The sequence below is a fragment of the Virgisporangium ochraceum genome, from assembly GCF_016863655.1.
In the GTDB taxonomy this organism is placed as follows: Bacteria; Actinomycetota; Actinomycetes; order Mycobacteriales; family Micromonosporaceae; genus Virgisporangium; species Virgisporangium ochraceum.
The window spans coordinates 127,755-154,109 of sequence record NZ_BOPH01000083.1; the positions used below are offsets into that span (position 1 = coordinate 127,755).

The 26,355-nt window shown below is 73.8% G+C and carries 18 protein-coding genes; 13 read left to right on the forward strand and 5 right to left on the reverse strand.

Going from position 1 to position 26,355, the window contains the following annotated elements:
• Positions 1-706 precede the first annotated feature (706 nt).
• The 3 genes from Voc01_RS29415 (at position 707) to Voc01_RS29425 (ending at position 6,120) form a co-directional block, all read left to right on the forward strand.
• On the forward strand, positions 707-1,402 hold the full coding sequence (locus Voc01_RS29415) for a hypothetical protein (RefSeq protein ID WP_203930836.1): 696 nt from the start codon (positions 707-709) through the stop codon (positions 1,400-1,402).
• Between the two features lie 180 nt (positions 1,403-1,582).
• Positions 1,583-3,628, forward strand: coding sequence for a DNA gyrase/topoisomerase IV subunit B (locus Voc01_RS29420; protein WP_203930837.1), 2,046 nt, complete (start codon positions 1,583-1,585; stop codon positions 3,626-3,628).
• A gap of 14 nt (positions 3,629-3,642) precedes the next feature.
• Positions 3,643-6,120: a DNA gyrase/topoisomerase IV subunit A gene (locus Voc01_RS29425; protein ID WP_203930838.1), complete on the forward strand. Its 2,478-nt coding sequence runs from the start codon at positions 3,643-3,645 to the stop codon at positions 6,118-6,120.
• A 112-nt stretch (positions 6,121-6,232) separates the two neighbouring features.
• Here Voc01_RS29425 and fdhA read toward each other — a convergent pair whose 3' ends face one another.
• The 4 genes from fdhA to Voc01_RS29445 all read right to left on the reverse strand — a co-directional run bounded on the left by fdhA (position 6,233) and on the right by Voc01_RS29445 (position 10,248).
• Positions 6,233-7,450 (reverse strand): formaldehyde dehydrogenase, glutathione-independent, encoded by a 1,218-nt coding sequence (gene fdhA / locus Voc01_RS29430; RefSeq protein ID WP_203930839.1) that lies wholly within the window; start codon positions 7,448-7,450, stop codon positions 6,233-6,235.
• A 166-nt stretch (positions 7,451-7,616) separates the two neighbouring features.
• Entirely contained in the window at positions 7,617-8,639 is a 1,023-nt protein-coding gene (locus tag Voc01_RS29435; RefSeq protein WP_239160565.1) for an ADP-ribosylglycohydrolase family protein, read from the reverse strand.
• Positions 8,636-9,349, reverse strand: a complete 714-nt coding sequence (locus tag Voc01_RS29440) for a 2OG-Fe dioxygenase family protein (protein ID WP_203930840.1) — start codon at positions 9,347-9,349, stop codon at positions 8,636-8,638. Before Voc01_RS29440 ends, Voc01_RS29435 begins: the two co-directional genes overlap by 4 nt.
• Before the next feature lie 26 nt (positions 9,350-9,375).
• Complete coding sequence (locus Voc01_RS29445) at positions 9,376-10,248, reverse strand: helix-turn-helix domain-containing protein (protein ID WP_203930841.1); 873 nt, start codon at positions 10,246-10,248, stop codon at positions 9,376-9,378.
• Positions 10,249-10,647: 399 nt separating this feature from the next.
• Here Voc01_RS29445 and Voc01_RS29450 point away from each other — a divergent pair, with 399 nt between their 5' ends.
• Positions 10,648-10,791 (forward strand): hypothetical protein, encoded by a 144-nt coding sequence (locus Voc01_RS29450; RefSeq protein ID WP_203930842.1) that lies wholly within the window; start codon positions 10,648-10,650, stop codon positions 10,789-10,791.
• A 27-nt stretch (positions 10,792-10,818) separates the two neighbouring features.
• On the opposite strand, the gene Voc01_RS29455 is transcribed toward Voc01_RS29450, so the two are convergent.
• The gene (locus Voc01_RS29455; protein ID WP_239160566.1) at positions 10,819-12,315 is read right to left on the reverse strand and encodes a gamma-glutamyltransferase; all 1,497 of its coding nucleotides are present in this window, start codon (positions 12,313-12,315) and stop codon (positions 10,819-10,821) included.
• A gap of 231 nt (positions 12,316-12,546) precedes the next feature.
• On the opposite strand from Voc01_RS29455, the gene Voc01_RS29460 reads away from it, so the two are divergent.
• The 9 genes from Voc01_RS29460 to Voc01_RS29500 all read left to right on the forward strand — a co-directional run bounded on the left by Voc01_RS29460 (position 12,547) and on the right by Voc01_RS29500 (position 26,262).
• Positions 12,547-13,278, forward strand: a complete 732-nt coding sequence (locus Voc01_RS29460) for a carbonic anhydrase family protein (protein ID WP_203930843.1) — start codon at positions 12,547-12,549, stop codon at positions 13,276-13,278.
• A gap of 19 nt (positions 13,279-13,297) precedes the next feature.
• Entirely contained in the window at positions 13,298-14,485 is a 1,188-nt protein-coding gene (locus Voc01_RS29465) for a hypothetical protein (protein WP_203930844.1), read from the forward strand.
• Between the two features lie 9 nt (positions 14,486-14,494).
• Positions 14,495-15,364, forward strand: a complete 870-nt coding sequence (locus Voc01_RS29470) for an ABC transporter ATP-binding protein (RefSeq protein WP_203930845.1) — start codon at positions 14,495-14,497, stop codon at positions 15,362-15,364.
• Entirely contained in the window at positions 15,361-16,038 is a 678-nt protein-coding gene (locus Voc01_RS29475; RefSeq protein ID WP_373873884.1) for an ABC transporter ATP-binding protein, read from the forward strand. The genes Voc01_RS29470 and Voc01_RS29475 overlap by 4 nt, the downstream gene beginning before the upstream one ends.
• Positions 16,035-19,109, forward strand: a complete 3,075-nt coding sequence (locus Voc01_RS29480) for an ABC transporter permease (RefSeq protein ID WP_203930846.1) — start codon at positions 16,035-16,037, stop codon at positions 19,107-19,109. Before Voc01_RS29475 ends, Voc01_RS29480 begins: the two co-directional genes overlap by 4 nt.
• Entirely contained in the window at positions 19,106-21,877 is a 2,772-nt protein-coding gene (locus Voc01_RS29485; protein WP_239160567.1) for an FtsX-like permease family protein, read from the forward strand. Before Voc01_RS29480 ends, Voc01_RS29485 begins: the two co-directional genes overlap by 4 nt.
• Positions 21,878-21,965: 88 nt before the next feature.
• Positions 21,966-22,838, forward strand: a complete 873-nt coding sequence (locus tag Voc01_RS29490) for an alpha/beta fold hydrolase (protein WP_203930847.1) — start codon at positions 21,966-21,968, stop codon at positions 22,836-22,838.
• An 8-nt stretch (positions 22,839-22,846) separates the two neighbouring features.
• Positions 22,847-25,204, forward strand: coding sequence for an ATP-binding protein (locus Voc01_RS29495; protein WP_203930848.1), 2,358 nt, complete (start codon positions 22,847-22,849; stop codon positions 25,202-25,204).
• Positions 25,205-25,272: 68 nt separating this feature from the next.
• On the forward strand, positions 25,273-26,262 hold the full coding sequence (locus Voc01_RS29500) for a LacI family DNA-binding transcriptional regulator (protein ID WP_203930849.1): 990 nt from the start codon (positions 25,273-25,275) through the stop codon (positions 26,260-26,262).
• Positions 26,263-26,355: the final 93 nt, after the last annotated feature.

Genomic DNA, 26,355 nt, shown 5'->3' on the forward strand with positions numbered 1-26,355 from the left:
TCGGGGTCCACGCGGGGGCTCGGTGGTACGGCGGAAAGCGGACGTAGCCGGCCCGCGCCCATGCGCGTCACCTTGCCGTTTGGACCTTGGCCGCAACCGCTACCGGACGGGTCCGCCCTGCTCACGACGGCGCCGGGCGCCGGGGTGGGCGCGGCCGGGGGTGACCGGGCGGCGCCCGCGGGTGCGGCGACGCTCGCACTGAAGCTTGCCTGGCCGACGACGGCAGGGCGGACCGCTCCGCAGGAGTCGGTGACCCGCGTGGGCCTGCCGGCCCGTGGCCCGCCGGATCGGCCGGGCTGACCCCACCAGGAACGAGACGCCACTACACATTCTCAATCCTGGTAGGTGCACCATGAATCGTTGGATCCTTCGTGGCCTCGTGACCGCCGGCTTCGCCGGTGCGGCCTGGGCCCTCGGCTCGACGGCAGCGTCCGCCGAGACAAGTACTACGGAGCCGGTTCCGCCGGCGTCCGTGTTGACGATCAACGCCGACCTCGGCCTCGGCCGGCATGGCGGCTCGGATTCGGATGGGGGGAACTCCCTTGTCAGCGTCAGCATCACGGGACCGGCTCGGCGTCCGGCTTCCCCGGGCGGGACGGGTGTCGCTGTGACGGCCGCCGTTGGCGCTCCGTCGGCGCCGGTCGCGGCTGTCAATGTTGACGTGAGTGTGGGTTCGTCATCTTCGGGTGGGGGTTCGCTTGCCGCCGTGGATGCGGACGTGACCGTGGGATCGTCGTCGGATGGTGACGGGTCGCTCGCGGCCGTCGACGCGGACGTGACGGTGGGCGGACAGTCCACTTCGGACGGTGGGCTTCTCGCGGTGGACGCGGAGGTGACCGTCGGGTCGTCGTCCGAGGGTGGATCGCTTGCCACCGTCGACGCGGAGGTTGCCCTGGGCGACGCCGCGACCGTCGACGCTGAGGTTGGCCTCGGCGATGTCGTCGACGTCGACGCGGAGGTCGGCCTCGGCGCTGCCGTGGCCGTCGACGCGGAGGTCACCGTCGGTAGTGGTGCGGCGATCGGGGCCTCGGTGGGGTTCGGGCCGTTGTCGCTCGATGCCGCCGTCGTCCTGGGCGGCGTCGATGGCGATGACGGGACGGATGGCGGCTCCGGCAGCGGCTCCGGCGGCGGCTCCGGGGAAGAGGAGCCGGGGACCGAACCCGGCTCCGACCCGGGACCCGGCACCGGCGCCGGTAGCGGCACCGGTAGCGGCAGCGGGACGCCGGTCTCGGTCACCGCGACCGGCTCGCGGTCCGGTGGGGCGACGGTGATCGCCGCCCGTTCCGGTGGAGCTCCGGCGGCGCTGGCGTTGACCGGAGCCGGCATCGCCGGTCTGGCCCTGTTGGCGCTGCTCATGCTGCTGGCCGGTGTGGGGATGTACCGGCTCGGCGCGCGACGCTGACGACACGTTCGACCGCGGAGGGAACCCATCCGGGGACCCTCCGCGGTCGACTGTCCGGGCCGGACCGAAGGACCGACATTCCGGTGAAACTCGACACGCCCGGCCGCCCGTCGCTGAACTTGTCGCACCTCCTGGTTAGGCTCGCCGGGCACTATCCGCCCGGAAGTGGAGTACGCCGAGTTGACTGCACAAGCCGAGTCCCTGTACGGGGCAGATGACCTCACGCATCTCGAGGGGCTCGACGCCGTCCGGAAACGGCCCGGCATGTACATCGGGTCCACCGACAGCCGCGGCATCAACCACCTCGCCAACGAGATCATCGACAACTCCACCGACGAGGGGGTTGCCGAGCATGCCACGCGCGTCGTGGTCACCCTGCACGACGACGGATCCGTGCAGGTCGACGACGACGGGCGGGGCATCCCGACCGACATCAACGCCAAGTCGGGGCTGTCCGGGGTCGAGCTGGTGCTCACCCGGCTGCACGCCGGTGGCAAGTTCGGCGGGTCGGGCTACAAGACCTCGGGTGGCCTGCACGGGGTGGGCGCCTCGGCGGTCAACGCGCTGTCGCTGCGGTTCGACGTCACGGTGAGTCGTGGCGGCAAGGTCCACCACATGTCGTTCCGCAACGGGGTGCCGGGGGTCTTCGACGGCGACGGGCCCGACGCGCCGTTCACGCCGGAGGCCGGGCTGCACGTGCTCGGCCGGATGAAGCGCAACGCGTCCACCGGCACATCCATTCGTTACTGGTACGACCAGCGCTACTTCGAGCCGGGGGCGGCGCTCGACGTCGAAGCCGTCCGCAGCAAGCTGCGCAACACCGCGTTCCTGGTGCCCGGCGTCAGCTACGTGCTGCGCACGCCCGAGGGCGAAGAGACGTTCACCTATCCGCACGGCCTGCTCGACATGGTCGACTACCTGACCCCCGCCGGGGAGAAGCCGGTCTGCGGCACCGTGATGATCACCGGCGAGGGCCGGTACAAGGAGAACGCCGCCGACGACCACGGCGTGATGCGGGCCAACGTCGAGCGCAAGGCCGAGATCGAGATCGCGCTCCGGTGGGGCACGGGCTACGAGCGGACCGTCGAGTGCTTCACCAACACGATCCGCAACACCCACGGCGGCACCCACCGCCGCGGCTTCGAGCGGGCCGCGGTGCGCGCGCTCACCGACGCGATCCGCAACACGCGCGGCCTGCTGCGTCCCAAGGAGGACCCGCCCACGGTCGACGACGTGCTCGAGGGTATGACCGCCGTCGTCCACGTGCGCATCCCCGAGCCGCAGTTCACCTCGCAGACGAAAGACGAGCTGAGCACGGCCGCGATCACCAAGGTCACGCAGGCCGTCGTCGAGCAACAGCTCCGCAGGTGGGTCGAGGACCGCAGGACCCGCACCGAGGCGCGCATCGTCCTCACGAAGATCGTCGAGGCGGCGCGGGTCCGCCTCACACAGAAGCAGCAGAAGGACGCGGCACGGCGCAAGACCGCGCTGGAAGGCGCGTCGATGCCGCCGAAGCTGGTCGACTGCCGGTCGACCGGGGTCGACCGCAGCGAGCTGTTCATCGTGGAAGGGGACAGCGCCCTCGGCTCGGCACGCATGGCGCGGGCGTCCGAGTACCAGGCGCTGCTGCCGATCCGGGGCAAGATCCTCAACGTGCAGAAGGCGAGCCTCGCCGACACCCTGAAGAACATCGAGGTCGCCTCGATCGTGCAGGTGCTCGGTGCCGGCACCGGGCGCACGTTCGAGCCGGCGCAGCTGCGGTACGGGCGGGTCATCATCATGGCCGACGCCGACGTCGACGGGGCGCACATCCGCACGTTGCTGATCACGTTGTTCGCCAAGTACATGCGGCCGGTCATCGAGCTCGGTCGGCTGTACGCGGCGATGCCGCCGCTGCACAAGGTGCAGACCAAGGGGCGCAACGCCGAGACCATCTTCACGTTCACGCAGGCGGAGATGGAGCAGACGGTCGCCCGGTTGCAGAAGTCGGGGCGCCAGGTGATCACGCCGGTTCCGCGGTTCAAGGGACTGGGTGAGATGGACGCCGACGAGCTGTGGGCCACCACGATGAACCCGGCCACGCGGTCGGTACGCCGGATCACGATGCAGGACGTCGACGCCGCTGAGCGGGTCCTCGACCTGTTGATGGGCGAGAAGGTCGAGCCGCGCCGGAACTGGCTGGTCGAGTCGGCCCGGCGGGTCGACCGCGACGCGATCGACGCATAAGGGAGGCGAACGAAGTGGCACGGAAGAACACCGGACCGAAGGTCGACCTCTCGTCGTTCGACCGCGCGGGTGCGAACGTCATCGACAACCCGTTGACGACGGAGATCGAGACGTCGTACCTCGAGTACGCGTTCTCGGTCATCTACGCGCGGGCCCTTCCCGACGCGCGCGACGGGCTCAAGCCGGTGCACCGGCGGATCCTGTGGTCGATGTACGAGCAGGGCTACCGGCCCGACCGGGCGTACGTGAAGTCGGCCCGCGTCGTCGGTGACGTGATGGGTAAGTACCACCCGCACGGCAACGACGCGATCTACGACGCGATGGTGCGGCTGGCGCAGGACTTCTCGCTGAACGTGCCGCTCATCGACGGTCACGGCAACTTCGGGAGCCCCGACGACGGACCGGCCGCCGAGCGCTACACCGAGTCGAGGCTGTCGACCGCGGCGATGCGCCTGGTGGGCGAGCTCGACGAGGACGCGGTCGACTTCAAGCCGAACTACGACGGCTCGCTCCGCGAGCCCACCGTACTGCCCGCCGCGTTCCCGAACCTGCTGGTCAACGGCACGTCCGGCATCGCGGTCGGCATGGCGACCAACATGATCCCGCACAACCTCGGCGAGGTCGTGCAGGCCGCGCGCTGGCTGATCCGCTACCCCGACGCGACGCTCGACAAGCTGATGGAGTTCGTGCCCGGGCCCGACCTGCCCACCGGTGGCAGCCTCCTCGGGCTCGACGAGGTGCGCCGGGCGTACGAGACCGGTCGCGGCGTCGTCCGGATGCGGGCGCGCGCGGAGACCGGTCCGCTCGAAGGCTCGCGCGGACGGCAGGCGATCACGGTGACCGAGCTGCCGTACGGCATCGGCGCCGAGAAGGTGATCGAGAAGATCACCGACGAGGTGAACCGCACGAAGCGGCTGACGGGCATCGCCGACGTGAAGGACCTGACCGACCGGGAGAACGGGATCCGGCTGGTCATCGAGTGCAAGGTCGGCGTCAACCCGCAGGCCCTTCTCGCCGACCTGTACCGCCTGACGCCGCTGGAGCAGTCCTTCGGCATCAACAACCTCGTGCTCGTCGACGGGCAGCCGCAGACCCTGGGCCTCAAGGCGCTCCTGGAGGTCTTCCTCGCCCACCGGTACGAGGTCGTCCGACGGCGCAGCGAGTTCAGAAGGAAGAAGCGGCAGGACCGGCTGCACCTCGTCGAGGGCCTGCTCATCGCGCTGCTCGACATCGACAAGGTGGTGCGGCTGATCCGCAACAGCGAGAACGCGCAGGCGGCCCGCGAAGGGCTGATGAAGACGTTCAAGCTGTCGGAGATCCAGGCGAACTACATCCTCGACACGCCGCTGCGCCGGTTGACCAAGTTCGACCGGCTGGAGCTGGAGGCCGAGAAGTCCAAGCTGGAGAACGAGATCGCCGAGCTGTCCCGGATCCTCGACGACGAGAAGGTTCTCAGGAAGGTCGTCTCCGACGAACTGGCCGCGGTGGCGAAGCAGTTCTCGACCGAGCGGCGCACGTCGCTGATCGACGGCGACCTCAAGGAGGTGCTGGCGGCGTCGGTGCCGGCCGGTCCGCTGGAGGTGGCCGACGACCCGTGCCAGGTGATCCTGTCGGCGTCCGGGCTGGTGGCGCGCACCGCGGCCGAGTCGGAGGAGGCGGTCGAGGGGCGCCGGCGCAGCGGCCGCGACCGGCACGACGCCGTGCGGTCGATGGTGCACACGACCGCGCGGGCGCAGGTGCTGCTGGTCACGAGCGCCGGTCGGGCGTTCAAGACCGACGTGTTGTCGCTGCCGGTGCTGCCGCAGCGGGTCGGCACGGTGTCGTTGCGCGGTGGCATGTCGGCGGCCGAGTTGGTGCCGCTGCACCCGGGCGAGACCGTGGTGGCGCTGGCCCCGCTCGGTGAGACCGACTCCCCCGGGCTGGCGCTCGGCACCCGGCAGGGCGTCGTGAAGATCGTGGCGCCCGACTGGCCGGTGCGGTCCGACGAGTTCGAGGTGATCGGCCTGAGAGAAGGGGACCAGGTGGTCGGCGGCACCTGGCTCACCGACGCGAGCCAGGCGCTGGTGTTCGTGTCGTCCGACGCGTCGCTGCTGCGGTTCCCGGCCAAGCTGGTGCGGCCGCAGGGTCTCAAGGGCGGCGGCATGGCGGGGATCAGCCTCGCCGCCGACGCCGAGGTGGTGTTCTTCGGCGCGGTCGCCACCGACGATCCGCAGCACGGCGCGCCCATGGTGGTCACGTCCACGGGCAACGGGGTCAAGGTGACGCCGTTCGCGGCCTACCCGGCGAAGGGGCGGGCCACGGGCGGGGTGCGGTCGCAGCGGTTCCTGCGCGGCGAGGTGAAGCTCGAGGTGGCGTGGGTGGGCCCCCGTCCGGTCGCGTCGAAGCGGTCCGGCGAACCCGTCGACCTGCCCGAGGTGGATCCGCGGCGCGACGGCTCGGGCGCCCCGAGCCAGCGGCCCGAACTGGTGGGCCACCTCATCGAGAACGCGTAAGAGCCGGCGGGGTCCGGCGCCCATGATCGCCATCCGAGGAAGAAACCTGTAGGCCTGCTACAGGTTTCTTCCTCGCGTCGAGATCTTGGCCGCACGGCGCGCGGCCGCATGATCAGACCCTGATCATGCCGTGCGGGTCGAGCACGTACTTGCGCGCGGCCCCCTCGTCGAACTCCTGGTAGCCGCGTGGTGCCTGGTCCAGCGGGATCGGCGTCGCGTTGACGTTCTTCGCGATCGAGACCCGGTCGTGCAGGATCGCCATCATCAGCTGACGGTGGTACCGCATCACCGGGCACTGGCCGGTGTAGAACGCGTGCGACTTGGCCCACCCGAGCCCGAGCCGGATCGACAGCGAGCCCACCTTGGCCGCGTCGTCCCAAGCGCCGGGGTCACCGGTGACGTACAGGCCGGGGACGCCGAGCGCGCCGCCCGCGCGCACGATGTCCATCAGCGAGTTCAGCACGGTGGCGGGTGCCTCCTTGGTGGCCTCCGCTCCGTGACCGCGTGCCTCGAACCCGACCGCGTCGACGCCGCAGTCGACCTCGGGCGTGCCGAGAATCTGTTCGATCTGCTGCGACGGGTCGCCCTTCGAGACGTCGACCGTCTCGCAGCCGAAGCTGCGGGCCTGCGCCAGCCGCTGCTCGTTCAGGTCGCCGACGATCACCACCGCGGCGCCGAGCAGGAACGCCGATGTCGCGGCAGCGAGCCCGACCGGTCCGGCGCCGGCGATGTAGACCGTCGACCCGGTGGTGACGCCCGCGGTGACGCAGCCGTGGTAGCCGGTCGGGAAGATGTCGGACAGCATGGCGAGGTCGAGGATCTTCGCCATGGCGCGGTCCCGGTCGGGGAACCTCAACAGGTTCCAGTCGGCGTACGGGACCATCACGTACTCGGCCTGCCCGCCGACCCAGCCGCCCATGTCGACGTACCCGTACGCCGAGCCGGGCCGGTCGGGGTTGACGTTCAGGCACACGCCGGTCTTGCCCTCCTTGCAGTTGCGGCAGCGTCCGCAGGAGATGTTGAAGGGGACCGAGCACAGGTCGCCGACCTTGATGTACTCGACGTCCGGCCCGGTCTCGACGACCTCGCCGGTGATCTCGTGCCCGAGCACGAGGCCCTCCGGCGCGGTGGTGCGGCCGCGGACCATGTGCTGGTCGCTGCCGCAGATGTTGGTGGCGACGCTCTTGAGGATGACCGCGTGCGGCGTCTTGCGTCCCACGTTCGCCGGGTTGACGCCCGGCCCGTCCTTCAGCTCGAACGTCGGGTACTCGGTGGACCGGACCTCGACCTTGCCGGGACCCATGTAGGCGACGGCCTTGTTTCCGGACATGTGCTGCGCTCCTTCCGGGGGAACTCCGGTGACGCGCACGATCGTCGAGGGCCGCGTGCGGCACGCGATCGTCGCGGGCCGCGTGTACGTAGGAAGGCGGCGGTGGATGTGGCGTAGCGACGTCGCATTCGAGGGCGATCGCACGCACCGTGTCCTCCGACCGAGGCTACGCCCGCGCCTCCAAGGTCGCACCCGCGGGAAAATCCCAGGCCCGGCCGAGCGTGGCGAGCTCGGCCGCGTACTCGATGCGGTCGAGCCACTCCAGCGGCCACGCCGTCATCCCGTGTGCCGCGCCGAGGAACGCGCCCGCGAGGCACGCGATCGAGTCGGAGTCGCCGGAGGTGGTTGCGGCCCGGGCGAGCGCGGTCACCGGGTCGTCGGCGTGCCGCACCGCGCACAGCAGCGCCGTCGCCATCGCCTCCTCGGCGACCCAGCCCTCACCGGTGACCCGGCACGCGTCTCCCCCGTCGTCGGTGATGCCCAACGCGACGTCGAGGCGGTCGAGGACGTCGAGGCACTCGTCCCACCCGCGGCTGATGAACGCGACCGGCGAGTCGACGGCGGGCTGCTGCCAGAGGCCGGCCAGCCAGTCACCGCGGTAGGTGGTGCGCTGGTCGTGGCAGCGCTCGCGCAGGGCGGCGGGCAGGTCGGCGGGCGCGGCGCCGTCACGCAGGAGCCGGACGGCGTAGGCGGTGAGGTCGCTGGCCGCCAGCGCCGTCGGATGGCCATGGGTCAGCGCGGCCTGCAGCTGCGCGACGCCCGCGAGCGTGTCGAGGTCGTAGCTGCCGACCAGCCCGACCGGCGCGACCCGCATGTTCGCGCCGCACCCCTTCGAGCCGGCCACGGTCGCCCGCACCCACGGCAGGCCCTCGGCCAGACCGCCGCAGGCGCGCAGGCACGTCATGCCGGGCGCGCGGTTGTTCTCCGGGCTGGCGGCCCACTCCACGAACCTGGCCCGCAGCAACGGTTCCAGCACCCCGGGCGTCGGTGCGTCCGCGTCGAACAGGGCCCGGCCGACCGCGATCGTCATCTGCGTGTCGTCGGTGACCAGCGCCGGCTCGCCGGTGAGGTCGCGGGGGCCGCCGGGTCCGTACCGGCGGTGGATCTCCGGGACGCTGAGGAACTCCGTCGGTTTCCCCAGCGCGTCTCCGTACGCGAGTCCGAACAGGGCGCCCGTCGCGGTGGTCACGCCAGAGGATACGTGTCGTGGTAGTCCACGGTGCAGACGACCGCGTCGCGGCGGGCGCCGGTGGTACCGGCGGCGACGAGCGGGGACGCGCTGTGCAGGAACGCCTGGTCGCGGAAGATCAGCAGGTCGCCCGGTTCGAGGGTCCGGCGGAACACGACCTCGTCGGGGTCGTTGAACCGGTGCAGGGTGCTCTCGGCGCCGCCGCCGACCTTGTCGACCACGTAGATGACGACGAACTCCTCGTCGTCCTGGTGCGGACCGGCCACCACGGTGGTGCGGGTACGGAAGAAGTTGATGCCGAACGTGCCCCGCTCCTGCCGCAGGTACGGCGGGACGGCCGACAGCACCGTCCGGATCCACAGGTCCATCAGCGGGTAGGTCAGCAGCGTGACGCGGTTGACCGTGCGGGTACCCATGAACCCGCTGCGGTTGCGGATCTCGGTCTCGTCGTGCTCGCGCAGCGTCAGGCGGTCGCCCGACCAGTGGTACCGGACGACGTCGCGGGCGCGCTCCCGGTCCTTGTGCACACCGGGGTGGTCGGCCTCGAGCACCCCGTCGCTGAAGAACCGCCGGGCCATGTACGGGCGCAGCTCCGCCGGCAGCCCGAGCCGCGCGTCGGTGACCAGCGCGAAGTCGTTCTTCGCCAGGCTCTCCCAGACGGCGGACAACGGCCGCGCGCTGACACGCGGGAGCACCTCGGTGGTCGTCACGGTTGTCCCTTCGCGGCCTGCGGCCGTCAACTGTCGCGGATGGCCGAGCGGACCCGGGCCCGGGAGTCTTCAGGTGTCAACGACCGGCGGAGCAGTTCGTCGAAGTACCGCCGGTACTGCGAGAGGCTCTCGTCGGACTCGAGCAGGCGGTAGCCGGCGTGGGTCTCGATGTGCACGACGTCGCTGTCCAGGGAGTCGCCGAACTCCCAGTAGGTGTAGCTGCAGGTGCAGGTGAACGGCGGGGACGCGGTGAACGGCAGGATCCGCATGTTCACGTTGGGACGGTCGAAGGCCGCGTCGATCGCCCGCAGCTGGTCCTGGAGGATCTCCGGGGTGCCGACGACCTGGTGCAGCGCCGACTCGTGGCACACCACGACCAGGTCGAGCGCCGGCCGCTCGTCGCTCGGGTCGAGCAGGCTGCGGCGACGCTCGCGCAGCTGCACCAGCTGCTCGACCTCCTCGCCGCTGCGCCACGGCTCCATCGTCCTGTACTGCGCCCGTACGTAGGGCTCGATCTGCAGCAGCGCGGGGAAGAAGGGGATGGTGTAGATGCGCGCGATCGAGGCCTCGGACTCGTACGCGACGTGCACGTCGAGGTCGGCGGTGAAGCCCTCGGTCCGGAACGAGTAGTCGCTCCACCAGCCCTGCCGGCGGGCGGCGCTCACCAGACGCATGAGGCGGTCGGCGTCGTTGCGGTCGACGCCGTACTCCTGGATGAGGTCGCGGACGTCGCGGGCCTGGGGGCTGCCCTGGGCGTTCTCCAGGCGCGACAGCTTCGACGTGGAGATCAACGTCGTCGCGGCGACCTGTTCGAGGGTGCGCCCCTGGGCCAGACGGAGGCGCTTCAGCTCCTCCGCCAGCTTGCGGCGCGGAACGATCGGGCCCGTTTTGCCCGTCATAGTCCTGGACCTCGCTGAGTGGGATGTGCCATCTGCAAGACGACTCGGTGCAAGAGGTTCCTCTGGGAATCCCATTCTGTCAAACTCAGAATCAGGGATTTACTGAATCGATATCCCAACAGGAGTCGAGGTGGTGCCAGACGAGCGCCTTCCTGGGGTCAACGAAAACGCCCGCTCCCGTGAACTGGAATCACGAGAAGCGGGCGCTAGCGACACTGCATGACGGGAACGTGCCGCGATCGCTGGACACGGCCGGCACGACCCACACACACCAACCAGCCTCGGTGGACTGATTTCTGCGGAGTATACGTCCCCTTCGTCGGGATGTACATGAGCCAGGGCGCAGGCTCCCCTCCCGGTCAGGTCTCCGATGCGTGAGCGTGCCATCGGAGGTTCAGCATGATGGTCCTGGCCGACTTCTCGGCCCTGATCAAGATCGTTCTCTGTTGTCTCGTCGCCGGGTTCTTCCTGGGGTTCTGCGCCGCGGAGTCGTCACCACCGCGGGAGATTCCGGCACCGTCGACCAGCGTGTCGGCACGTTGATCGAGAAGCGCTGATCGCAGGCGCCGATCAGAGCGTCACACCGGCGCCGCCGCGCCGCGGATCTCCGGCGGCGCCGGACTCCCCCACCGCGGTGACCCCGCCGAAGTAGTGGTCGCGGTCGGCCCACCCGGAGACCTGGAAGCCTGCCGACGCCAGCGCCGACAACTGCTCCTCCGAGTGCCCCGGCTCGACGTGCACCACGGGCCCGACCGGGTGCAGGCGCGGCCGGCCGACGGCGGTGTCCGGGTCGTCGCCGTCGAGGAGCACGTTCACCAGGGTCTGCACGAGCGCGCTGCGGATCCGCGACGCGCCGGCCGACCCGGCCGCCAGGGTCAGGTGCCCGTCGGCGTCGAGGACGACCAGCGGGCACATGTTCGACACCATGTGCGCGCCCGGCGCCAGGCCCGGGGTGATCAGCTCGCCCTCGCCGAGCATCGAGTTCAGGTGGACGCCGAGGCCGGGCAGCCACACACCCGACCCGATCCCGAGCGTCGTGGTGACCACGCACGCGTTCGCCCGCGCGTCGACCACGGTCACGTTCGTCGTGTTGCCGATCGTCTGCGGCCCGTACCCGGCGAGCGCGCGGGCGAGCGTCACCGTCCGGTCGGCCGGTCCGAGCGCGGCCAGGTCGTCGGGCAGCCCGTCGATCGTGGCGACGATCTCGCCGAGGTCGTCCCGCCGGGCGAAGACCCGGTGACCGTGCAGCCCGGCGTGCCCCACCGGCGACGGCAGCACCCGGTACCCGGCGAGGTCCCGCGGACCCAGGGACCCGCCGTCCTCCCGGGCGGCCCGGACCATCAGGTCGGCCACGTGACCGGTGTAGAACGTCGACGGCCCTTCCGACGCCAGGATCGTCAACGCCTCGTCGAGCCCCGGATGGAACAGCAGGTCGCCACCGGCCAGGAGCCGGCCGTCGCGGACGTAGATCGCCGAGCCGGCGCCGTACGCCAGTGCCTGCGCGAGGTTCGCCAGCGTGCGGGCCTGCTGCACCGGCAGCGCCACCCCGTCACGCGCGAGGTCGATCGCCGGCGCCACGACCTCGTGCCACGGCAGCCGACCCCAGCGCCGGTGCACCTCGCCGCACCCGGCCGGCACGCCCGGCACCGCCACGCTGGCGCCGCCGATCGAGTACTCGACCGGCACCGTCCCGAACATGACGTCGATGGGCATCATCGACGTGCCCGTCACGTCGGCGTCGAGGCCGGGGATCGCGCAGCAGAAGTCGAGGACGGTGACCTCACCCGTCGCCGCGTCGTAGTAGGTGGCGAAGCCGCCACCGGTGATGCCGGTGAACACGCTCTCGGCCACGCAACTGGCCAGCACGGCCGCCACCGCCGCGTCGGCGGCGGAGCCACCGGCGGCGAGCACCGACAGACCCACCCGCGCCGTCGCCGGATGCCCGGCCGCCACACCCGCCACCGCCGCCCGGTGCCCGGCCGCGTTCCCGGCCGCGTTCCCGGCCACGTTCCCGGCCGCGTTCCCGGCCGCGTTCCCGGCCGCGTTCCCGGCCACGTCGCCCGTCACCACGACCGCCCGCCCGCAAGGCCGCCGGTACAGCCACCGGCGAGGCCACCGCCAAGGCCGCCGCCAGAGCCACCCGAAAGGCCGCCAGCAGCGCCGCCCGCGAGGCCGCCCGTACAGCCGTCGACAGGGGCGCCGCCGACCCCAGTTCCCACCCCAGAGTCGGGCATGAGGTCCGCCTCCACGTCACCGCGTTCCACCACAATCAACGAATCTAACGATGGGAGTGTCCGAATGAGCATCTCCAGGCGCGCGTTCGTCTTCGGCGTTCCTGCGGCGGCCACCGTCGGAACGGCGATTCCCGCGGCCGCACAGGCCGGATCCGCGCCCCAGCCGCCCTTCCAGAGCCCGATCGCCATCCGGTCGCGGGACGCGGTTCCCGCACCCGGCCTGCCGGCGCTGCGGATCGGGTACCCGCACTCCGCCGACCTGACCCTGCGCTACGTCAGCCGCGACGGCGTCTGCACCGAGCGGGGCGAGGAGGAGGTCGTCCAGGCCGACGTGCCGGCCGGCGTCGCGCACGTGCGGCTCGGCACCACCCGCTACGAGCTTCTGCAGTACCACTTCCATACGCCGTCGGAGCACACGCTCGACGGCCGCCACTACTCGGTCGAGCAGCACTTCGTGCACCGCGGACCGGCCGGCGAGACGCTGGTCCTGGGCCTGTTCCTGGTGCCCGGCGGCCACCGCGAACAGGTGCCGCGCCACCTCCCCGAGGAGTGCGGCGAGGTCCGCCCGGTCACCGTCGACCTCGCCGCGTCGCTGCCCCGGAACCTGTCGACGTTCCGGTACCAGGGATCGCTGACCACCGCGCCGTACAGCGAACCGGTGTCGTGGCTGGTCCTCCAGCACGCACAGGCCGTGGCGGCGGCCGGGACGGTCGCCTACCGCCGGCTGTTCCCGCACGGGAACTCCCGCGAGGTACAACCGTTGAAGGGTCGGAGGGTCAGCTACCGACGGCAATGATCCGGTACGTTCCTCGCCCATGGGGGATCCGACGAGAGACCGGTTCGCACGCCGGGTGGCCATCGCGGTGCGCGTGGCCGGGGGGAGCAGGATCGACTACGACGACAGCGAATTCCGGCTGCGGTTCACGCTTCCGGACGGCACGCCGAAGGTGGCCGACCTCTCCGGCGCGTTCCTGAACTGGGGCACCGTCCCGGTCCGCGAGCTGACGCGCCGGATCCAGCGGTTCGCGGCCGCCCAGGTCGGCTCGGCCGCCACGGTGACCGACTGGGAGTTCGTCGCGCCGCGCCTGCGTCCGGTGCTCGGCCCCGTGCACCGGACCGGGCGGCACCTCGCCCGCGCGTTCCTGCCGTTCGTCGACGAACTGGTGGTCGTCGACCACCCCGGCAGCACGCGGTACGTGCTCGCCGACGACCCGGCCCGGTGGGGCGTCGACCCGGCGGCCCTGTTCGACCGCGCCCGCCGCAACCTCGCCGACCGTGCCCGGCCCGACCGGGCCGGGCACGACCCGGCCGGGCCAGACCGCGCGCGGCACGACCGGGCCGGGCACGACCCGCAGCCCACCCCGGTCACGCTCGACGAGCGCGGAATCCTGCGCGTGCCCGACACCGCGCACCTCGTGCTCGACGGATGGCTGGCCGGCCTCGGGCGGACGCTCGGCGCGCGTCCCGTCGCGTTCATCGCCGACGGGTCGACGCTCACGGTCGTCGGTGACGGGCCCGACGCCGTCGCCGGACTGCTCGAGCTGGCCGAGAAGGAGTACCTCGAGTCGGCCCAGACGATCTCGCCGCAGGCGTACACCGTCGACGGCGAGGGCCGGGTCGTCCCCTACACCGTGCCCGACGGCGACCCGCTGCACGCCGCCCTGCACCGGTCGGAGGTTCTCCTCGCGTCCGCCGAGTACGCGGCACAGCGGGAGAACCACAGGGACGCCGTCCTCGCGCCGTACTCGATGGGCCAGCGCGACGACGGCAGCGTGTACTCGATCTCGGTGTGGGGCCACACCGTCGACACGTTGCTCCCCGAGACCGAGTACGTGGCGGTCGTCGACGGAGCCCGGAGGACCAGCCTCGTGCCGTGGGACACGGTCGTCCGGGTCACCGGTATCGAGCGGGAGCCCGGGTGGTCGCCCCCGCGCTACCACACGCGGGTCTGGCCGTCCTCGGTGGAGCTGGGTGCGCTGCGCGCGGCCGCCGTCCGACCTTAAGATCGCCGCATGTCCGAACCCTTGATCGTCTGCGAGAGCCTGGTGCGGATCTACCAGTCGGGCTCGGTCGAGGTGCAGGCGCTGCAGGGGCTCGACCTCGTGGTCGACCGTGGCGAGATGATCGCGGTCGTGGGCGCGTCGGGATCCGGGAAGTCGACGCTGCTGTCGATCCTCGCCGGCATCGACGCGCCCACCGCCGGGCGGGCCCGGGTCGACCGGTGGAACCTGCTGTCGATGTCGCGCCGCGACCGGGTCCACTACCGGCGGCACACCGTCGGGTTCGTGCGTCAGCAGACCGCCAGCAACCTCGTCCCGTACCTCACCGCCCGGCAGATGGTCGACCTGCCGATGACGGCCGCGCGCACTCCGTCCAAGAAAGAGTCCCACAAAAGGGTGACCGAGCTGCTGACAGCGCTCGGCATCGCCGACAAGGCCGACCGGCGACCGGCGCAACTGTCCGGCGGTGAGCAGATGCGGGTGGCCATCGCGACCGCGATGGCCAACGGGCCGCGCGTGCTGCTCGCCGACGAGCCCACCGGCGAGCTCGACACCGCCACGTCGGAGCAGGTGTTCGGCGCGCTGCGCACCGTGAACCGCGAGTTCGGGGTCACCGTCGTGGTCGTGACCCACGATCCCGCGGTGAGCGGCCAGGTCGAGCGGACCGTCGCGATCCGCGACGGGCGCACCAGCAGCGAGGTGCTGCGCCGCACCGCCACCGCCGAGAACGGCGACACGCACGTGATCGCGGAGGAGTACGCGGTGATGGACCGCGCCGGACGGGTCCAGGTGCCACGCGACTACCGGGAGGCGCTTGCGCTGACCCGCCGGGTGCGCCTCACGCTGGAGGCCGACCGGGTAGAGATCAGGCCGGACGCGTGATCCTCCAGGTAACCGGCGTCAGCCGGAGCTTCGGCGCCGTGAAAGCGCTCACCGATGTCAGCTTCGGGGTCGAACGCGGGAGCATGACCGCGCTCGTCGGTCGCTCCGGCTCCGGCAAGACGACGCTGCTCAACGTCGTCGGCGGCCTCGACCGGCCCGACACCGGGTCGGTGCTCGTCGACGGCACCGAGGTCACCGCGCTCGACGACGACGGGCTGTCGCGGCTGCGGCGGGACAAGGTCGCGTACGTGTTCCAGACGTTCGGGCTGATCCCGGTGCTGTCGGCGGCCGAGAACGTCGGGGTGCCGCTGCGGCTGGCCCGCGCCGATCCCCAGGAGCGGGAGAAACGGGTCGCGACGCTGCTCGACCTCGTCGGGCTCGCCGACCACGCGCGCCAGCGGCCCGACCAGCTGTCCGGCGGCCAGCAGCAGCGGGTGGCGATCGCCCGCGCGCTGGCCGCGTCGCCGCGGCTGCTGATCGCCGACGAGCCCACCGGCCAGCTCGACGCGGAGACCGGCCTGTCGGTGATGGCGCTCCTACGGGGGGTCGTGGAGTCCGAGGGGATCACGGTCCTCGTCTCCACGCACGACCCCGTGATGATGGCCCTCGCCGACACCGTTCTGACCATCAGCGACGGCCGGGTCGGCGGCGCCGACGCGGGTGGCCGCGCGTGATCAGGTTCGTCGGCCGCCGCGCCCGGGCACAGTGGCCGCTGCTGGCCGCCCTGCTCGCCGTGGTCGCGATCGGCGCCACCCTGCTCGGCACCTGCGCGCTCCTGGTGACCCGCACCGGCGAGCGCGCGCTGGAGGTCGTCGCCGCCCGCGCCGATCCCGACGACACCAGGGTCACCGCGTTCACCGTCGACATGAAGGGCGCCGACGCCCGCTCGGTCGCGGCCGACACCCGCGCACTCCTCACGCAGACCCTGAGCCCGTTCGCGTCGACGACGGTCGCCCGCGCGTCGTCGGCGATCCGGTCGCTGCCGTCGGCGCCGGAGGGCAACGGGTCGGCCGCCGAGACCTACCTCGCCGCGGTCGAGGACCTGCCCGCCCGCGCCCAGCTCGTCGACGGGCGGTGGCCGGGCGCGCCCGGTGAGGCCGTGATCCTCGAGTCCACCGCGCGCGTGCTCGGCCTGAAGCCCGGCGACCGGGTCGGCCTCGGCGCCGAGCTGCGGCAGGATCCGGCGGCGGCGGTCGCGGTCACCGTGGTCGGCGTCGCCCGTCCGCTCGGCGGCACCGGCTGGGACCGTGACCCGCTCGGCGGCGCCGGCTACGACTTCGCGTTCCAGGACGGCCGCAGCATGCAGCCGGTGCACGCCTACGGCCCGTTCCTCGTCACCATCGAGGACCTGCTCGCCGGCGCGTCCACGATCGAGCGGCTGGAGGTCACCGCCCGGCCCGACCTCAGCCGCGCCGACCGCGCCGACCTCGACGCGGTCACCACGAGCATCACCGGCGCCGACCGGCGGCTCGACCGCACGCTCGGCGACCGGGTGCGGATCCAGCGGGTCGAGTCGTTCCTGCCGGCGACGCTGCGGCAGGCGCGCGAGCAGCAGCAGGTCACCGTCGCTGCGGTGCTCGCGGTCGCCGTGGTCGGCGCGGTGCTCACGGCGACGGCGTTGGCGCTCGCCGGCCGGCTCACCGCGGGGGTGCGCTCGACCGAGTCCGACCTGTTGTCGGCGCTGGGGATCAGCCGGGGGCAGTTCGCCGCGGCGGCGGGCGTCGAGGCGCTGGTGCTGGCGGGTCTCGCCGCCGCGGTCGCGGTGCCGGCGTCGGCGGCGGTCCACGCGTGGCTGACGCACCTGCCACCGCTGGTCGACGCCGGGCTGGCGGCGTCGCCGCGCGTCACCGGGTGGCAGGTGCTCGCGGTGGTCGCGGGCGCGGCCGGGCTCGCGGCGGTGCTCGTGGTGCCGGCGTCGCAGCGCCGGTTCGCCCGCTCCGGCGCCGACCTGCTGCTGCTCGCGTTCGCGGTGGTGGGGTACTGGCAGCTCGCCACCCAGCCGTCGGGCTCCGGCACCCGCGCCGACGTGGTCCGGGTCGCCGCGCCGGCGCTGCTGCTCACCGCCGGTGCCGCGCTGGCGCTGCGCGTCGCGGTCCCGGTGCTGAAGGCCGCCGACCGGATGGCGCGACGTTCGCGCGGCCTCGCGTGGCCGCTGGCCGCGTTCGAGGCGGCCCGGCGGCCGCACGCGGTCGCCGCCGGGCTGCTGATCAGCCTCGCGTGCGCCGCCGGCACGTTCGGCACCGCATTCGACGCCACCTGGCAGCGCTCGCAGCACGACCAGGCCGATCTGTCGGTCGGCACCGATCTCGCGCTGCGCGTCGCCGCCCCGCCCGCATCCGGCGACGGCGAAGCGGTCTCCGCGGCCACCGGCGGCACCGTCAGCCCCGCGGTCGACCGCGGCATCGCCGTCGGGCAATGGGTCGGCGGCGGCGGCGCGGCGCCGCGCCTGGTCGCGCTCGACACCGGCCGGGCCGCGTCGTTGCTGCGCGGCCGTTCGGGCAAGGGATCGGAGTGGACGCACGTGAGCGCGGGTCTGGTGCCGGTGGCGCCCGTGGTGGGAGCGCCGGTGCCGGCCGGCCTGAGCATCTCCGGCACCTCGACCGGCACCGGTCCGGTGCTGGTGTCCCCGCGCCTGCTGGTGCAGGACGGCACCGGCCTGCGCACCTCGTGCACCGGCGACCCGTTCCCCCTCGACGGCCGCCCGCACCCGCTGCCCGGCTGCGCGGGGCGACTGGTCGCGGTGTTCCTGTCGATGACGTCGACGGAGGTCGAGCCGTCCCCGGCCGCCGTCGCCGTGACCCTCACGATGCCCGGCGGCTCCGGTCCCTGGCACGCGTTCTCCGCTCCCCCGGAGCCCGGCCGGCTGTCCAACCCGGCCGTCGCCGCGACGCCCACCGCCCTGACGCTCACCGCCGACGCCCAGTTCTACGGCGTCTACGACAGCCCGCGGACCCTGGTCGCCACCGCGTTCGAGGACCCGGGATCGGTTCCGGTGGCGGTCTCCGAGCGGTTCGCGGCCGAGCTGAAGGTGGGCACCGGTTCCCGGGTCTCGCTCACCGTCGGCACGACCTCGGTCACGGCCCTGATCACCGCGGTGGTGCCGTCGGTGCCGGGCGCACCGGGCGCGTCGGCGATCCTCGCCGACGTCGACCTGCTCTCCCGCGCCGTCATCCGCGGCGGCGACCCGACGTTCCCCATGGACGCCTGGTGGGTCGGCAACCCGCGCGCCGACGCCCCCGAGCGGCTCGCCGGCCTGCACCTCGGCGCCGTCACCACCCGTGCCGGCGAGACGGCCCGGCTCACCGGCAGCCCGCCACGGGCCGGCCTGCCGGCGGCGCTGCGCCTGCTGGTGCCGGCCGCGGCACTGCTCCTGTTCGCCGGCATCGCCCTGCACGTGACGTTCGACCTGCGCGCCCGGGCGGTGGAGGTGGCGCGCCTGCGCGGGCTGGGCGTGTCGCGGCGCGAGATCCGCGCGGTGCTGCTCGGCCAGCACGCCGCGGTGCTGCTGCCGCCGTTGCTGGCCGGCGCGTTCGTCGGTGCGCTGGCCACCTGGCTGGTGGCTCCCCACATGATCCGGTCCGACACGGGCGCCGAACCGGTACCGGTCGTCCTGCCGCACTGGCCCTGGGGCCGCGAGGCCGTGCTGTTCGCGGTGCTGCTGGCCGGCTGCGCGGTGGCGGTGACGGTCGTGGCGACGCTGCAGTCCCGCCGCGCCGACGCGGCGGACCTGCGGGTGACGGCGTGAGCCCGGCGCGCTGGTTTCCCCGGTTGCACTGGTTTCCCCGGTTGCACTGGCCGTCGGTGCGCGGCCGGGCCCGGGCCGACGCCGGTCCCCTCCTGCTCGCCGCGGTCGTCGTCGCCGTGGTCACGTTGCTGTCGACGGCGGCTCCGCCGCTGCTGCGCACCACCGCCGACGACGCCGTCCGCGAGGCCATCGCCCGGGCCGGCGACAGCGCCGACGTCCTCGTCCACGCCGGCTGGCTCCCCGACGACGCTCCCGGCGGCGGCCGGGACCGCACGCCCGACCTCGCCGAGGACGTCGACGCGTTCCGCCGCCGCGCCTCCAGCGCCCTCGATCCGGGGCTGCGGGCGGCACTCGGTCCCCCGTCGGCGATCGTCACCTCGCCGTCCCTGCGGGTCACCGACGGCAGCGTGCTGCGCACGTTCCAGCTCACCTACCTGGCCGACGACCGCGGGCCGTTCAGCGCCGGCCGGGTCACCTGGGTCGCCGGCGGCCCGCCGGGTCCCAGCGTCGCCCGCGAGGCCACCTCGCCGTACGACGGCCCACCCTGGTCCGTCCACATCGGACTGTCCGAAGTGGACGCCACCGCGCTCGCCGTGCGCCCCGGCGACCGCATCCCGCTCGTCGACGAGCGCAAGCGGGTCATGAACGTGGTGATCAGCGGCGTCTTCCGGCCCGACGACGACCCCGGGTGGCGGCTGGCGCCGTGGCTGGTGCACCCGGTCAGCGGCTCCGACGGCATCGGTACCACCCGGCTGGGCGGTCTGCTCTCCCCCGACTCGCTGCCCGACGCCCGGCTCGCGTTCGAGTCCGACGAGCTGGTCCGCACCGTCCGGTTCGCGCCCCGGCCGGACGTGCTGACCGTCGACAGAGGTGAGGCGGTCGCCGAGTCGGTCGTGGCGCTGAAGGTGCGGTCGGGCTCCTCGGCCGCCCGCGACGACGTCCTCAAGTGGGAGTCGCGGCTCGACGTCGAGCTGCGCGCGGTGCGGGCCCGGGTCGACGCGGCGTCGGCGCAGGCGTCGGTGCTGCTGGTCGCGGTGCTCGCCGGTGCGGTGCTGGTGCTGCTGCTCGCCGCCGACCTGCTGGTGCGCCGCCGCGCCCGGGCCCTGACCACCGCCCGTCAGCGCGGCGCGGGCCTGCCCGACCTCGGTGCCGAACTGCTCGTCGAGTCGGTGCTCCTGGCGGTGCTCGCCGCCGGGGTGGGCGTGGCCGTGGCCCGCGCGGTGACGCCGGGGGTGTCGTGGTGGTGGGCGCTGCCGGTGGTGGTCGCGGCGGCGTTCGCCGGTCCGGGGTTCGGCACGCTCGCCGCGGCCCGGGCCACCAGCGACCGGCGGGCGCCGGCGAACCGGTCGGCGCGGCGCTTCCTGCGGCACACGGCCGACCTGCGCCGGGCCGCTGTCGAGATCGCCGTCGCCGTGGCCGCGGCCACCGCCGTCGTCGCGCTGCACCAACGCGGGATCCTGCCCCCCGCCGACGGGTCCTTCTCCGGGGGTGGTGCCGCGCTGCCGGCCAGTGCGCCCGCCCTCGGGGTGATCGCGGGCGCGCTCGTCCTGCTGCGGCTGCTGCCCGCCACGCTGGGGCTCGCGCTGCGCCGGGCGCTGCGCTCACGCGGTCCCCTCGCGCTTGTCGGCACGGCGCGGGCGGCCGCGACGGCCGGACGCGCGCTGCCGGTGCTGGCGATGGTGTCGGCGGCCGCGCTGGCCGCGTTCGCGCTGACCCTCGACGCGACCGCCGACCGCGGCGTGGCCGACGGCGCCTGGCGGACCGTGGGCGCCGACGCCCGCCTGGACCTCAGCGCCGACCCCGCCGCCCAGGTGTCCACGGTGGACCTGGTACGCCGCCTCACGGCCGCGCCGGGCGTGCGGCAGGTGGTGCCCGCCCAGGTCACCGACGGCGCCCGCGTCCTGACCGGCGAGACGCTGGCCACGCCGCGCCTCGTGGTCGTCGACGCCGCCGCGTTCCAGCGCCTGCTGGCGTCGACCCCGCTGCCCGACGCACCGCAGCTGTCCCGGCTCGCGTCCGGCACCGGCGGCGAGGTGCCGGCCCTGGTCCGCTCCGGCGACGGGACCCTCCGCACGGGCATGCGGCTCGAACTCCCCCGCGACGGCGCCGACCCGGTGCCGCTGCGCGCGGTGGGCACCGCCCCGTACGTCGGCGACGTTCCCGACGTCGTCATCGTCGACGCCGCCGCCCTGGCCGCCGCCGGCGTGGACATGGTGCCGGACACCGTGTGGCTGCGGGGGCCCGGCGCCGATGCGGCGGCCCGCGCCGAGGACGCCGCCGGCACCGCCGCCGACGTGGTCTCGCGCGCGGCTGTCGCCCACGACCGCCGCACCGCTCCGCTGACCGCCGGCCTGCTGCGGCTGGCGCTGGTGACGGCGGCCGTCCTGCTGACCCTGGGCCTGCTGGCCCTGTGCCTGGGCGCGGCCGCCGGCGCACCGGAGCGCTGGCAGACCCTCAGCCGCCTGCGCACCCTGGGCCTGCGCCAACGCGACACCCGCCGGGTGGCGGCCGGCGAACTGCTGCCCCCGGTGGTCGTGGCCGCCGTGGGCGGTCCCCTGCTCGGGCTGCTCCTCGCGGCGGCGACGTTCGGTCCCCTGTCCCTGCTCGTACTGACCGGGCAGACCGACGACCCGCCGCTGGTGGTCCCGTGGTGGGGCCTCGGCGTCGTCGCGGTGGCCCTGCTCGCGGCCGTGGCCGTCGTCGTTCCCGTCGAGGCGGCCCTCCGCCGCCGGCGGCTGCTCGGCGAGGTCCTCCGAGCCGGCGGCTGACTCGACGGAGCCCCCGTCGACGCGCGTCTCCATCCACCCTCCATCCCGCGTCCAAGCAGCCGGCGCCCCGGGAACGGACAGTGTCCACATGACCGTTACGACCGAACGCACCGCCACCGTCGTCCGCTTCCACACCGCGCCCACGCCGGTGCGGGCCGCCTTCCGGGTCCTGGAGCACGTCGCCCCCTGGGCCGGCGCCCGCTGGGCCGAGCGCATCTGGTTCCGGCTACCCGCCCGGGCCGCGCCGAAGAGACCGGCGGGCGGGCGCCTCTTCCAGGTCACGCTCGACGGCCGCGCCGTGCGCGGGGCGGTGTGGGGACGCGGCGGCCCGACCGTCCTCCTCGTGCACGGCTGGGCCGGTCGCCGCGAGGATCTGCACGCGTTCGTGGCACCGCTGGTCGCCCGCGGCCGCCGCGTGGTGGCGTTCGACGCGCCCAGCCACGGCACGTCGGCGGCCGGCGCGTTCGGGCCGCGGGCCTCGTCGTTGCCGGAGTTCGTCGCGGCGCTCACCGCGGTCGTCGGCCAGTTCGGGACCCCGGACGCGCTGGTCGCGCACTCGCTGGGTGCCACGGCGGTGGTGGCGGCGCTGGCCGACGGACTGCCCGCCCGGCGGGTGGCCCTGCTCGCGCCGATGGCCAGCGCCGCCGGGTACGCCCGCCGGTTCGCCGCGCTGCTCGGCTGCGGCGAGCGGACCCACCGGCGGCTCGTCCGCCGCGTCGAGCGCCGCATCGGTGCGCCGCTGCACCACTTCGACGTCCCCGCGCTGGCCCGCGCGGTGGCGCTGCCGCCGGCGCTGGTGGTCCACGACCGGGGCGACCGGTCGATCCCGGTCACCGATGGCACCGACGTGTACGCGGCCTGGCCCGGCGCCCGGATGCGCACCACCGACGGCCTCGGCCACCGGCGGCTGCTCGCCGACCCCGACGTCGTCGCGCACGTGGTGGGGTTCGTCATGGAGTAGCCTGCGGCATGACGGTCTACGCGTTCGGGGCCTGCCGGCTCGACGCCGGCGCGCGCGAACTGACCGTCGACGGGGCGCGGGTGCACCTGGAACCGCAGGTGTTCGACGTGCTCACCTACCTGGTCGCCCACCGCGACCGCATGATCCCGAGGGCCGAGCTCCTCGACGCGGTGTGGGGCAACCAGTTCGTCACCGACTCGGCGCTGGCCTCGCGGGTGAAGTCGGCCCGCGCCGCGATCGGCGACGACGGTGCCGCCCAGGCGATGATCCGCACCGAACGCGGGCGCGGGTACCGGTTCGTCGGGGCGGTCGAGACCGCCTTCTCCCCGCGGTGGCAGCCGACCGGTTCGCTTCCGCCGCCCCGCGCCCCGCTGGTCGGCCGCGTCTGCGACCTCGACGCGCTCGACGGCCTCCTCGGGAAGCACCGCGTCGTCACCATCACCGGACCGGGCGGTGCGGGCAAGTCGACGCTGGCCCTGGAGGTGGCCCGTCGGGCCGGCACCGAGGTGGCGTTCGTGGCACTGGCGCCGGCCCGCGACGGCACCGACGTGGTGCGGGCGGTCGCCGAGGCCACCGGCGTCGAGGGCGCCGGCGACCTGGCGGCGCTGGTGGGAGCACTGGGTTCGCGGCGGCTGCTGCTCGTGCTCGACAACTGCGAGCACCTGCTCGACGAGTCCGCCACCGTCGTCGACGCGCTCCTCGACGGCGTCGCCGGGCTGCGCATCCTGGTCACCAGCCGGGAGCCGTTCGGGGTCGACGGCGAGGCGGTCCACGCCCTCGGGTCGCTCGGTGCCGATGCCGCGACGCTGTTCGTCCAGCGGGCCGCGGCCGCCACGGGACGGTCGATCACCGCCACCGACCCCGCGGTGGTCGACCTGTGTCTGCGGCTCGACGGGCTGCCGCTGGCGATCGAGCTGGCCGCCGCGCAGCTGCGTCACCTCACGCTCGACGATCTGCTGGGCCGGCTCGACGACCGGCTGGGAATCCTGGTCGGCGGCCGGCCGCGGGCCGGCGGGCGGCACGCCACGCTCGCCCGCACCATCGAGTGGAGCTACGACCTGCTGTCGCCGACGTCGCGGGACCTGTTCGAACGCCTGGGTGTGTTCCCGGCGGGCTTCGACCTGGCCGCGGTGGAGGCGCTCCACGACGACGCCGTCACGCTCCTCGCCGACCTGGTGGCCAAGAGCCTCGTTGTCCACGAGGGCCGCTACCGGCTGCTGGAGACGATCCGGCTGTTCGCCTGGCAGCGCCTCGACGCCGGCCGGCGCGCCGACACCACCGAACGCGTGCGCCGCCACGTCGTCGCGCGGACGGCCGCCCTGCCCCGCGCGCACGCCTGGCTGTCGGCCACGCTGGCCGCCCGCACCCGCGACGACCTCGACAACGTGCGGCTCGCGTTCGACGAGAGCCTGGCGCGGCACCGGTTCGCCGACGCGGTCGACCTCCTTGTCGGGCTGAGCACGGTGTGGCGCAACGCCGTCTCGTACGCCGAGGGCCTGCGGTGGGTGGCCGACCTGCGCGGCCGCGACCTCGCCCCGCGCGACCGCCTGTGGCTGCACATCGTCGAGGCCGACCTCGGACTCGGCTCCGGCGACCCGCGCCTGATGGCCGACGCCGCCGCGGCCGCCGAGGCGCTCGCGCCCGCCGTCGACGATCCGGCCGCCGCGGTGATCGCGACCGTCTACCGGTCGCTGTCGCAGTTCAGCCAGCCGGACCGGGCCGTGGCGGGCCTGACCGCCGCCGCCGGGCGCGCGCACGAGGCCGGCGAACCCGACCTGCACCGGCTCGCGCGGGCGTTCCGCGCCGTCGTGCTCCAGGTGTCGGGGCAGCGGGACCGCGTGAGCGCGGAACTCGTCGACCTGCTGACCCCCGTGACCGACGGGTACGACCGGTACATCTGCATCTGGGCCGCGTGGGTCGACGCGCTCGTCGACCGCGACGGGCCGGCGCTGCTGCGGTGGATGGACCGGCAGGCCGAGAACATCCACGGCAGCGGGCTGCGCGAGAACTGGGTCATGCTGTTCTGCTACGCCCTGGCGCACGTGGCCGCCGGCTCCGGGTACCTGCCGCACCTGGCCCGGGCCCGGCACCGCGCCGAGTCCGAGGGCCGGAACGCCGACGCGGACTGCGTCCTGGCCCTGGCGTACGCGGCGGCCTGCCGCGACGACCCGGAGCGCGCCGCCGAACTGCTCGGCGCCTGCGGCGGCGGCCTGTTCCACGACACCGCGAACTTCATCCACTACGCCGTGATCCGCGACCGGGTCGTGCGCCCGATGCTGCCCGCCGGCACGTTCGACGCGGCCTACGACCGGGGTGCCGCCCTGGAGGTCGCCGCGGTCCTGGCGGAGCTGGGACGCTTTCGCTGAGAGCGCTCTCGGCGCTACGGTTCACGGCGCTGCGGCGGCTCGGAGCCTGGGAGGGGGGTGCGGGTCGGATGAGCAGGGAGCGGCCCACGATCGAGGATGTCGCGCGGGCGGCGGGCGTCTCGCGCGCCACCGCGTCCCGCGTCATCAACAACGCGCCCGGCGCCTCGGAGCCGCTGCGGGCCCGGGTCAGCGCGGCCGTCGCCGACCTGCGGTACCAGCCGAACGAGTCGGCGCGGGCGCTGGCGTCGGGCCGGCCCCGCACGATCGACGTCGTCGCGGTGACCTACAACCAGGGGATCGGCTGGCTCGGCACGCACCCGTACTTCAGCCGCGTCCTGGCCGGCATCCTGCCGGTCGTGGAGGGCTTCGGCGCCCAGGTGCGGCTGCAACTGGGCGACTCCGACCCGGTCGAACACGCCATCGACGAGATCGCCGACCACGCCGGCCTGGGTGTCGTGCTGGCCGACATCACCCCGGCCCTGGCCGCGCGGCTGCACCGCCGGTGCCGGCGCACGGTGTCGCTGGTGCGCACCGCGCCGTCCGTTCCCGGCATGGAGGCCGACAACGTCGGCGGCGCCGTCGCCGCGGTCACCCACCTGTACGAGCGCGGCCGCCGCCGCATCGCCGCGATCCACGGCCCCGCCACCAACCCGTGCGCCATCGACCGCCGCACCGGACACCGGCGTGCCATCCGCACGCTGGGTCTCCCCGACCTGAGCGCCGACGGCGGCTTCGACCGCGAGGGCGGCTACCGGGCCGCCCGCGACCTGCTCGACCGGCACCCGGACCTCGACGCCATGTTCGTCGCGTGCGACCTGACCGCCGCCGGTGCCGTGCAGGCCATCACTGCCACCGGACGGCGCGTCCCCGACGACGTGAGCATCGTCGGTTTCGACGACAGCATCGCCGCGGTGTGCGCCAACCCGCCCCTGACCACGATGCGCCTACCGGTGGAGGACATGGCCGCCGCCGCCACCCGCCTCCTGCTGGCCGGCGACCCCCCTCCCGGTCACCGCCAGCACTTCCCCGTGACCCTGGTCGTCCGGGCCAGCACCTAGTGTCCTGAGTCGCTGACTCGTACGCAGTCGTGGTGTGTCACCGTGCGTTCGGACGCTCTGTCTTCGCGAGGGTCCGGGCGTCTGTTGATCGCT

What these genes read in the sequence shown, in the direction of transcription:
- Voc01_RS29460 (WP_203930843.1), top strand. Translation starts at nt 12,547, where the DNA reads ATGAGCATCTCCAGGCGCGCGTTCGTCTTCGGCGTTCCTGCGGCGGCC.
- Voc01_RS29495 (WP_203930848.1), top strand. Translation starts at nt 22,847, where the DNA reads ATGACGGTCTACGCGTTCGGGGCCTGCCGGCTCGACGCCGGCGCGCGC.
- Voc01_RS29500 (WP_203930849.1), top strand. Translation starts at nt 25,273, where the DNA reads ATGAGCAGGGAGCGGCCCACGATCGAGGATGTCGCGCGGGCGGCGGGC.
- Voc01_RS29450 (WP_203930842.1), top strand. Translation starts at nt 10,648, where the DNA reads ATGATGGTCCTGGCCGACTTCTCGGCCCTGATCAAGATCGTTCTCTGT.
- Voc01_RS29465 (WP_203930844.1), top strand. Translation starts at nt 13,298, where the DNA reads ATGGGGGATCCGACGAGAGACCGGTTCGCACGCCGGGTGGCCATCGCG.
- Voc01_RS29445 (WP_203930841.1), bottom strand. Translation starts at nt 10,248, where the DNA reads ATGACGGGCAAAACGGGCCCGATCGTTCCGCGCCGCAAGCTGGCGGAG.
- Voc01_RS29490 (WP_203930847.1), top strand. Translation starts at nt 21,966, where the DNA reads ATGACCGTTACGACCGAACGCACCGCCACCGTCGTCCGCTTCCACACC.
- fdhA (WP_203930839.1), bottom strand. Translation starts at nt 7,450, where the DNA reads ATGTCCGGAAACAAGGCCGTCGCCTACATGGGTCCCGGCAAGGTCGAG.
- Voc01_RS29470 (WP_203930845.1), top strand. Translation starts at nt 14,495, where the DNA reads ATGTCCGAACCCTTGATCGTCTGCGAGAGCCTGGTGCGGATCTACCAG.